At 66.3% G+C, this 9675-nt stretch carries 7 protein-coding genes; all 7 read right to left on the minus strand.

Features of this window, described 5'->3' with window-relative positions; genetic code table 11:
- Positions 1–17: 17 nt before the first annotated feature.
- The 7 genes from ACIQVL_RS05090 to ACIQVL_RS05120 all read right to left on the minus strand — a co-directional run bounded on the left by ACIQVL_RS05090 (position 18) and on the right by ACIQVL_RS05120 (position 9516).
- Positions 18–1721, minus strand: coding sequence for a hypothetical protein (locus ACIQVL_RS05090; RefSeq protein ID WP_403474423.1), 1704 nt, complete (start codon positions 1719–1721; stop codon positions 18–20).
- A 144-nt stretch (positions 1722–1865) separates the two neighbouring features.
- Positions 1866–2714, minus strand: a complete 849-nt coding sequence (locus ACIQVL_RS05095) for a hypothetical protein (RefSeq protein WP_403474424.1) — start codon at positions 2712–2714, stop codon at positions 1866–1868.
- 705 nt (positions 2715–3419) lie between these two features.
- Entirely contained in the window at positions 3420–4886 is a 1467-nt protein-coding gene (locus tag ACIQVL_RS05100) for a terminase large subunit domain-containing protein (protein ID WP_403474425.1), read from the minus strand.
- A gap of 23 nt (positions 4887–4909) precedes the next feature.
- Positions 4910–5443: a hypothetical protein gene (locus tag ACIQVL_RS05105; protein ID WP_403474426.1), complete on the minus strand. Its 534-nt coding sequence runs from the start codon at positions 5441–5443 to the stop codon at positions 4910–4912.
- Positions 5444–5469: 26 nt separating this feature from the next.
- A complete protein-coding gene (locus ACIQVL_RS05110) occupies positions 5470–6372 on the minus strand; it encodes a ParB N-terminal domain-containing protein (protein WP_403474427.1) in 903 nt (300 codons plus the stop codon).
- Between the two features lie 2 nt (positions 6373–6374).
- Positions 6375–7709: a hypothetical protein gene (locus ACIQVL_RS05115; RefSeq protein WP_403474428.1), complete on the minus strand. Its 1335-nt coding sequence runs from the start codon at positions 7707–7709 to the stop codon at positions 6375–6377.
- A gap of 1291 nt (positions 7710–9000) precedes the next feature.
- Positions 9001–9516 (minus strand): VUT family protein, encoded by a 516-nt coding sequence (locus ACIQVL_RS05120; RefSeq protein WP_403474429.1) that lies wholly within the window; start codon positions 9514–9516, stop codon positions 9001–9003.
- Positions 9517–9675 lie beyond the last annotated feature (159 nt).

A 9675-nucleotide genomic window follows, 5' to 3' on the forward strand; every position in this document is an offset into this window, starting at 1 on the left:
TAGCCGCACTCAGGCTGCTAGGCCGCCGCTGGGGCATCATCCCGATCCTGGTCCTCGCCTGCGTCCTTGTCGCGCCCGCGCCGAGCAGCGTTGTCTGCGATCCGAATCGCTGCATCCTGCTCCGTCCTCGCCCGGATCCGCGTCACCTCCTGCGAGGCGTCTTCGATCGGATACCCGGCCTTCACGAGCATCGCCACCGCGGTCTCCAACGACAGAACCCCTGCCCCGTACGCAGTGACAACCTCGTCCAGGACCGCGGCCCGGTCCGTCGGCGTGTGCGGAGCCCACACCAGTCGTGTTGGCAGCGACTCCCCAGCCGACCATCCCTCTGCCCGTCCAGCCTGGTACAGCCGCTGCACCATCTTGAACAGCAGCCGGTACTTGTGCTCCCTGGCCAGTCGCATCATGCCGATCAACGCGTCCAGCGGTCCCAATGCCAGCTTCAAGGCATACCCGGATGGAACCTCGGTGGCGTCCAGCGTGCCGAGCCCGGCTGCCGTCACCCGGGAGTTAGACGCAATCCGCTCCAGCAAGTGGTCTACTCGTGCCCGCAACTCGGCCAGCTGCGGCGACGTGTCCAACGCGTCCATCCGCCCCGTCTCGCCGAGCTGCCAGACCGCACCGGCTTTCACCTGCAGCTCCAACGGCTGGCCCGTCGCCCGGTCCACCGGCAGCCGTGCACCGGCCAGCCCAATGATCGGCGTGCCAGTCGTCGCCGAGGCTGCCGAACTGTCCGAGTCCGTCGCCGCGAGTTCGTCGAGTGCCTGCAATACCCGCGCGAGCACCGACCGTCCCCAGTGTTCCCCACCGTCCGGGATCGTGTTCGCGATGTGCACGATCGGCACGAAGTCGATCATCAGGTCCAGCCGGTTCAACTCCGTACCGTCCGGCCGTACCCGGTACGCGGCCTTGCTCATCGGCAGCCGATCCAGCGTCTCGCCGTTCTTCAGGTCCTCCAGCAGCCACTCCGCATCGGTCAGGTAGCACGTCACACTGGAAGTCCGGCCAGGCTCCCACGGGTACTGACGCGTCCCGGCCTCGTCTCCTTCTTCGCCGTGCCCGGCGATGGGGCCCAGTTCGTAGGTGACCCGCCGCACACGGGCCTTCAACCCGGCGTCGTCGTCCGCCGGCAGTTCCCACGCCAGATGCACCCGACTCGGGAAGTCGTCATCCTCGTCGGCCCACTGCGGGAAGAAGAACCCCGGGTCGTAGACCCGCAGCGTCGGCCGCTGCTTCTGCGGGTTCCACGCCAGCACCATTACGCTGTCGCCTAGGAGGACCGCCGCGCGTTCTGCCTGCTGTACACGGAGCGTCAGCAACTCCTTGTCCGCCCACGTTCTCAGACGTTCCTGCACCACGGCGGCCTCCGCCGCGCCAGGCGTCGGCGTCTGGTCGTCGGCGTGCTCCGCCCCCTCGACCGCGACTTTCTGTTCCGAGCCCAGGAGGTAACCGAGCGCGGTGTCCACGAGGTTGGCTGCGTCGCCCAACTCCCTCCGCTCGAACGCTCCCGCATCGCCGCAGGCTGCCGCAAGCTGCCCGGCTTGGTTGTTGTCGTAGGACGCGAGGACCTTGTACGCGGCCAGTCGCCGCAACTCATGCGGCGGCACCCACGTCCTGGCCAGCTCCGGAAACGCGCGGTTCCCCGGACGGCCAGCATCTGCCATCACCGGCTTGTAGTTCAGCCACGACCAGGCATCGATCAAGAATTGGCGCAGGCCCATACAGGACCGTTCCCTCCGTTGACAGCCCCACGCCGATTGATCAGCCTAACCGTCCCTCGGAACTCCCAGATGAAATACCTCGACGTCTCCAACGGGAGTGACGCACCCAACCAGCGGGCCAGTTCGGATTCGTGTGCCTTCGTATCAAGCCGGAGGCTGCGCCCTGTATCGGTCGAGTGCTGCGGCTCGTTCGTGATACGGCAAACGGGACAGGCGACAGACGAGCGTCCACATGGACCGTTCCTCTTCTAGTGTTGCTGGGAGCGCAAAGCCGAGCGACTCTGCGAGTGGCTTGCGCCCCAGGTTGACCAGCGCCCTGACCGCAGCTGCCCACTCGTCAGTTGCGCTCACGGCAGCCCTGTACCAGAGCGGTATCAGACCAGCAAGGCAGATGGCGGCCAGCGCCTGGGGAACGATGGCAGTGCGTGTTGAGGTCGTCGACAAAACGACGACGCCCGAGAGAGCCACAGCGCCGTGACCGTAGAGGAGCGCCACGAAGAAGTCGACTCGGGTACGAGCCAGTTCGACTTGGCGCCTGATGGAGTCGGGCGCTGCGCCGGTTAGCTCGTGCCAAACCACCTGAGTGTCGAGCCGGTACCTGTCGTAGCCATACTCTTCGAGCCGGCGAATGGCGTTGCCGAGTCGTGTCGGGGCAACCTGATCGTCATTTACAGGATAGCGGGCGAGTTGCTCCTGCAGCATGGCTCGCTGTGCAGCCGTCCGGATCCGGTCTCGTCCTGCTAGCCGGGAGGTTCTTGAATTGCCGCGGCGTTGAGCCAGCTGTGCAGCCTCCTCGGGGCGCAGCGAGCCTTCCTGTTCACGACGCTCCAGTCGCATCACGGCGATTCGATCACCTAGATCACATTTCAGCTGCTTTTGACGAGCACACCCGTATTGATAGAGACGTCTCGGCCACAGCGCGTAGCCTTCAAGGACTCGGTACAGAGTGTTTTGCAGAGCGTGGAGGATCAAGCCGACCAGGATCGACCCCACCAAGAGTCCTACGGACGCGCTCACGCCTCTTGTCGGCCATATGCGAGCGATGCGGCTGACGTGACGCACTCCAGGGGCGATGATCAGCCAGAAGAGCATGAGGTTGACGGCGGTTGGCATGATCCAGCCAACAAGTAGGGCCCAAGCACCCCCCCAGAACCCCTTTGGCGATGTCACCCACGCCGAGAGCCCCTTTCCCGGCAGGGACTCGGCCTCATTCGTCTTCCCAGTCGTCGTCGCCCAAAGGGGGTCCCGGCGGTGTGCTGCTGGGCGGACCACCAGGCCCTGGGTCCTTTGGCAGTTGGCTTTGGGACGTTCTCCAAGCGCGGATCGCCCGGCCCCATGACTCGAGGAACGTCGGAAGCTGATCCAACAGGGCCGAGATAACGAATGTCGCAACGCCGACGCCACCGACGACAGCGAGTGCGACAACGGTCCCAAGCGTCACTCCGTCCACGGTTCCCCCATCCTCGCCGGTGAGGGTGAGCCCCCTCCGCGCGAGACCGTATCTGACGTCGAAGACCCATCTCCCCCACATTCGAGCACCGGGACGGCGCTACTCGATAACGATCAGTCGATCACCGGGAAGGCGCGCCTTTCGCCCGTTTCTTGACCTCTTGGACACGGGGCTCGTACGTCTCGCTCACCCACAGCGAAGCAGCTCTCGCACCTGACACGCGGCGCTTATAGAACGTCTCCTTGTCATCACCGACGCCCGCTCAGCCGCTGATCATCCCCACCACGCGGCGGAGGCATCGCCGGGTCGAGAAACAGGTCCCACAGCGCCCACACCGCGCTGTCGAGCAGGTCCGGCGAGTCCTCTGTCTCTCCCTGGCCGACGAACGTCGTCATCTGCTCCTCCAGTTCCGCGAACACTCGCGCCGACCCCACGTGATGCACCCGCACCTGCTCGTACAGTTGCGCCGCCGGGGCAGCCCGCGCCCGCTTTCCCCGCGTGGCGTGAACGATGCGCCAGTTCACCGTCGGGTCCACCTGCTCCAACAGCGCGGGCAGATAGTCACCACCGTTGTTGGCCTCGATGACCACACAGTCCGCGCGGTGCTCGTGATAGAGCTTCGCTGCCCGCTTCATCGCCTGCGTCGGCGTGTACCGACCCTGCTCGCAGTGCAGCAGATACCCGCGGGGCCGATCGTCCCCGAACATCGACTCCACCGGAAAGCCCCGGCCCGCCACCGTGAACGCCGTCATGTCCGCGTTCTCATGGGACTTCGTGGCCGGGTCTACAGCCACCACCACCCGCTGAAAGTCCGGCAGGTGCTCAGGTCGAGGGCGGAAGCCCTCGACCTCCAGCATCCACCCCTTCCACAGCGCGCCCTCCACGTCTTCGAGCAACTCGCCCGACAGCTCCTGCCGGCCCAGGCGGGTGCCGGCGTACTCCTCCTCCAACTCCTCCCGCGCTGCTGCCGACAGGTTCGCGTCGTTCTCCCGCATGTGCCCGCGGGTCAGCACCACCCGCGGCGGCACTCCACCTTCCTGATGGGCCTTGTCATGGGCACGGCCGCGCTCGACCAGCCGCTTCACGTGCGGGAGCGGCTTCGGGGTCGTGGAGATGACGACCTGCGGGGTGTCTGCCTCGCGCAGACAGAACCACAACATGTCGTAGACCTCTTGCGCGGTATACCGCGACCAGGCCGCGTACTCGTCGCACCACGCCTTATCGAAGGCCCAGCCGCGCAGGTTGTCCGGCGTCTCCGCCCCGAACCCACGGATCAGCGTGCCGTTCGTCAATTTGAGCGTCGTCTCACCGAGCGACGAGTTGTACTTCGCCACGTCCTCCGGCGGGATCACCGACAGCAGCCCGGACTTTGGGGACTCGAAGCAGATGTCCCGCACCAGCGTGGCGTTCTTCGCGACCACTGCGATCTGCAGCCCCGGCGTCCGTGCCCACCGACGCACCGCCTCCGCCGCCGTCCGCGACTTTCCCCAACCACGACCGGTGAGCAGCATCCACACTGTCCACAACCACAGCGGCTGACGCTGCGCGGCACGGGCGTGGTGATGCAGCCATCCCTTATGGGGCAGCCCGTCACAGTCCGGAACCTCGCATGCCCACCGCCGCGCCGCCAGCTCATCGGCTCGGATCAACTCCCGTATCTCCTCCTTGAGCCGTTCGTCGCTCATCACCGACGGGTCAGCGAAGTCTTCGATCATCCGGCGCTTGCCCCGCCCCCGGGTCACTGCGGGTCCTCCGACAGACGACGCTCCAACTCCTTGCGCAGCTGACTCATCCGGGCTCGGCGCTCCTCGTCCGTCAAAGCAGACATATCTGCCCCCTGGTCCCGGTCCTCGACGGTTCCGCTCGTCGGTGCTTCACCCACGGCTCGGCGCTCGATCTCGGCCGCGACCTGGAGGTACCGCAACAGTTCCGACGGCGACAACTCCCTAGGGTCCAGCGTCTGGAGCCGTGCCACTGCCTTGCTCTGCACGGCCTGTGCCAACTTTGCGTGCCTGCGGGCGATTTCGCGGCGCGCCTGCGCTTGCTCTGTGAGGAACAGCCGGTCCTGTTCCCGGTCGTACGCCATCGCCCGCACAACCCATGCGAACTGCCGCGACCACCGGCCAACCAGCGTGCGGGATTTATCCAACTCCCGTGCCACCTTCGTGACACTCCGCGACGGGCCTAGATCGCGGTACATGGCGAACGCCTCGAACGCCTGGACCGACTCCCCGCTCTGCCGCTCCCAGGACTCCACGGTGCCCTCGGTCACCGCTCACCTCCTGGCCAACGGCCGTCCTAGTCCTGCTGTGCGACCAGGACGTCAAGTGCCCGCCACGGCTCGTCGGCCGGCACAGCGCCGTCCTTCACCAGTCGGTCGATGGCCGCCCGTACGACGGCCGCCGTCTCCACTGGTACGACCCGCGCACCGAACACGGTCTCCAGCGGTGCCGTCCCCTTCCGGGTCGGCTCCCCAGAGGTCTCGTCGAACCAGCCCTCAGCCAGATCACCCACGTGCCGCTCGAACACGGTGAGGATCACGCCGAGCGCCGTCGCACTGTTGCCGATCTTGTACGCGGCCCGAGAGGTTTCCAGCGCATCGAGCACCGGCTCGTACTGCTCTAGCCCGGCAACCCATCGCTGATCCGCGGTCGCCGTCGCACGAGCGGCATCGAAGGCGGCTTCCGCCCGCTCCAGTTCGTCGGGCAAGAACATGAACTGGACGCTGGCGAAGTCAAGGTTCGCCTCGCCTAGAGAGGCGACGTCCACCTTCTCCAGGAGGTCCAGCACCTTGTCGTCCAAGCCTGTGTACTGCCGCCACTCCACCGACTCCAGCTCGTCGTACAGCTCCTTGAGGATGGCCGGATCATCCTGGCCTGCGATCGCGTTGTGCGAGAGTTGGAGCGCGATCTGCCGCTGGCGGGGGAGTGGCTCGTCGATCTGCATCCACCAGATCTCCGTCAGGCCAGCCTCGATCGCAGCAAGTGTGCGGTGATTGCCTGACATCACGACCAGCCGCCCCGACTCAGCGTCGTTCCATACCAGAGGCGTCGAGGTCAGGCAGCCGTCGCGCTCGATGTTCGCGACGAGCCGCCGGAACTGCTCATGCGGCAGGAACCGTGCGTTGACATCGAGGAGCGTCAGCGTGCGCGGATCACCCTGCACCATCTGCGGCGGGGCAAGGCGGTTGAGGTCTTCCATGGTCAGACTCCCGTCTGCATCGTCGGGGCGCCCCACCGCTTCGCCCACACCTCCAGGGCCTCCGCCAGCGTGTGCTGGCCCATGGCCCCCTGGTACTGGAGCTGGAACTTCCAGCCTTCTTCGTTCGACGGGCTGCGCTTGTTCAGCCGCAGCAGCCCGCGGTACTTCATCGACACCGGGTTGTTGCTGAACGCCGTGGTCGCCACCCTCCGGATCCGCCGCGAGAACGCCCGCTGGCAGAGCAACTGCGCTTCGCTGGAGGTGGCGGCGAGGACTATCAGCTTCGACAACCGTGGGTAGTCGGTCGGCGCGACTGCGAAGTCCGAGAGCACGTACGCCTCGTCCGGCGTGAACGTGCTGGGCGTCATGGCGAACACGCCGAGCAGCCGCCCGCCACCGTCACGAACCGCGACGGCCAGGTTCGCCGCACCTGGGGTGATCTTCGGATTGAGGTATCTGGAGCGGAGGGCGTTGAACTGGCCGGGCTTCAGAAGCGACAACGTGAGCGGGCCGACCAATTCGTCATTCTCACGCAGGCGGGGAGCCTTCACCGGATCGATCGGCTGGCGCGGGGCGACGATGCGGGTCCGAGCTTTGCTGGCGTACACGTAGAAGGGAGCCGCACGCGGCGTCGTCTTGATCACGCCTCGGAGGTACGGGTGCAGCTCCGGCACGTCGTGGTTGGAGGCCGTCAGCCAGTACGGTCGGTTCGTTATTGCGCCGAGCACATCGACCAGGTCCGTGTCCGACAGCGGTTTGTATTGAGGCGCGTCCCAGGTGAAGTGAGCCTCCAGCGGCTCGTACAGCTTCTCGTACCCGCCGCCGTAGAAGGGAGGGAAGCTGCATACCGGAGCGTCGCGTGGCACCTTCTGAAGCCAGGTGCGGACGTCTTCGACTTCATAGGAAGCGAGCTCCACGTCCGCGCGTGACAGCCGTTCGACCGTTTCCGTGTGCTTGGACGTCCACTGATCACGGTAGGAGCGAACCGTCCGTTCGTGCCAGAGCCCTTCGCGGCCGACGCTCGCGAGAAACCGAGTACCGAGCATCATCGTGGCGACCGTGCCGACACCATCGTCCAGCGAGTCACCCAGCCAGCCCAGTTGGTCCGCGCTCTCGTCGCACAGACGGATTCCCACTGGCTGGCCGGTGAGCCACCGGCCGATGGCGGTGGTGTAGATGGACACGTCCGATGAGTGGAGAGTGAAACCCATGCCGGCCAGTGATCGTTCGATAGTGAAATTGCCGCAGCAAGGCACGTAGACAGGTCCTCTGGGCCAACCGGCCGCTGTCTCACGGACGATGGCTCGCATGGGGCCTGGGATCGTGCCCTGGAACATCTCGCCTCCTGGGTGCGCGGCTGCACTGGACGGCAACGCCCGTCCCAACGAGTGGCCGGCCGGCCGCCCGGAATTTAGCACGAGAAGTGCCACGTCAATTTCAATAGTGTCACCTACCTTGCTGTGCGGCTCGATGGCGTCCCGCCGGGTGGTGCAGCCGATCAACGGACCGGAACGCGCAGGTCACGCCGGGGACTTCGACCGGACGGGTACTCCCGGCGCCTGACCGGGGCACTTCGCGTGCCGCATCTGCGCAGAGATCATCGCGATGCGGGTACCGGAGGGCAAAGCGCATGATCGCTTGCACCACCTCGCGGGACGCGACCTGCGGCTCCATCCCCAGTCGAGGCTGCAACGTGATCGGCAACCTGGGTCATTCGCACCGCGGCTGCGCCGAGATGTCCGATCGCCACCTACGCGCATGGTCGTGGGCGGCCGAGCGCGATACCCCGATGACCTCGCTCGGCCGCGAGCGGATTCGGCATCACTTGAGCCGAGGGAGAGGAGCGCACCCGACGACGTGCTCAGTTCGTGCGGACGGATCGCAGGCGAACACGGGCAGTTAGGCCTCAAGGCTGCGAGACAGGTATCCCGCAGCCTTGATCACATCAGCCGCGCCTACCAGGGCCAGTGACCCCAGCCCAACAGGCCGGCACCGACCGACACCGCCGTCACGATTACGGGCGAGACGTACACAGCGAAGACCGTGCGGCCTCCGACCTGCAGCCGCACGTCGCCGCGCCGCATAGGCGCGGGCGCCGACGGCAGCGTCGGCCAGGCGTCGCCCCCCGGCTCGCCGGCAGGTGACTGCTGACTGGAACCTGTGTCATGGTGGGTACTCACCAGTTGTCCTTTCGCATGCTTCGCAGCCGCCGCCTCCCTGGCCTCGGAAACCTGAAGACGGTGATGCGACACTCGGTGCCCCCGGGGTCGAGAGGACACAAAAGGGCCCCACCAGCACCTAGGCGTGGTGGGGCCCTCATTGATGGGACGACCGTATCGGAGGCGGTGCGAGCGAGGCAAGTTGACCGTGCGACACCTGTCGTTGCCTCATATGACCACGCCTTGACGGACGTTCGGGTGCCCAACCCCTTCCATGACCTGCCCGTGCGCGGAAAGAGTTGACGATCCCTCACTTCCCGAACTGACTCACCTTCGCCCCCATGCGCCCGCCGATGGGGTCGGCGTTCTCGACGGCCAGTGGCATCGGGGTCTGGACCCCGGCGGGTCGGAGCTCATCCCGGCGGCAGAGGAAGAGGCGCCTCGAATCCTGGCCAGCCTGACGGGCGGCTCAGGCCGTCACTTGCTTGCGACGTCGAACCAGGGCCAGAACGCCGATCGCGGCGAGGGTCATCCACCCCTTGCCGAGGATCTGGCCAGGCAAGTAGTCGAAGGAGCCAAAAGCCAACTTAAGGAAGAGGAGGCTGTCTGCGAGCAGGCCGACCGCGTTCGAGGCGAGCATCGCGAGCAACAGGCCGCGCTTCCGAAGGGGTTCGTAGACGACGAAGTCCATGGTCTCGGCGACCGCGAAGGCGGCGGCTGATGCGCCGGCGAGTGCAGGGTCAGCGAGGAAGTACGACAGGATCGTGCCGACGGCTATGGCTGCGAGAACAGCGCCGCGGCCGGCGGATTCACGCGCGAGGTCACGAAGGACCAAAGCGAGGCCCACCATGTAGACCCCAGCAGGGGCGGCGTAGCCGAACCCGACGGGGACGGCTCCGAAGTGGGTGACGGCGAGGTTGGCCGCGGGGATAGTGGCGATGTAGGCGACGAGGGTCGCGATACCGGCAGGGGCGGGGAGTTTCACGTTCTTCTTTCTGTGTCGGTGAAGCGGTCGTTGCGCCGATACCACGCCGCGGACGGACAGCGAGGCGAGCGCCCAGACAGTACAGCCCAGGCCGCTGACACTGCGTACCGGGCCTGGAGCCCAGGACTTTGGCCGAGATCGAGTGCACTGCCAGAGGCA

Origin of the sequence: Streptomyces sp. NPDC090499, assembly GCF_044769305.1 — a bacterium.
Classification (GTDB): domain Bacteria; phylum Actinomycetota; class Actinomycetes; order Streptomycetales; family Streptomycetaceae; genus Streptomyces.

Excerpts from the sequence above, each read along its gene's own strand:
- ACIQVL_RS05115 (WP_403474428.1), bottom strand. The coding sequence starts at position 7,709 with ATGTTCCAGGGCACGATCCCAGGCCCCATGCGAGCCATCGTCCGTGAG.
- ACIQVL_RS05100 (WP_403474425.1), bottom strand. The coding sequence starts at position 4,886 with ATGATCGAAGACTTCGCTGACCCGTCGGTGATGAGCGACGAACGGCTC.
- ACIQVL_RS05090 (WP_403474423.1), bottom strand. The coding sequence starts at position 1,721 with ATGGGCCTGCGCCAATTCTTGATCGATGCCTGGTCGTGGCTGAACTAC.
- ACIQVL_RS05110 (WP_403474427.1), bottom strand. The coding sequence starts at position 6,372 with ATGGAAGACCTCAACCGCCTTGCCCCGCCGCAGATGGTGCAGGGTGAT.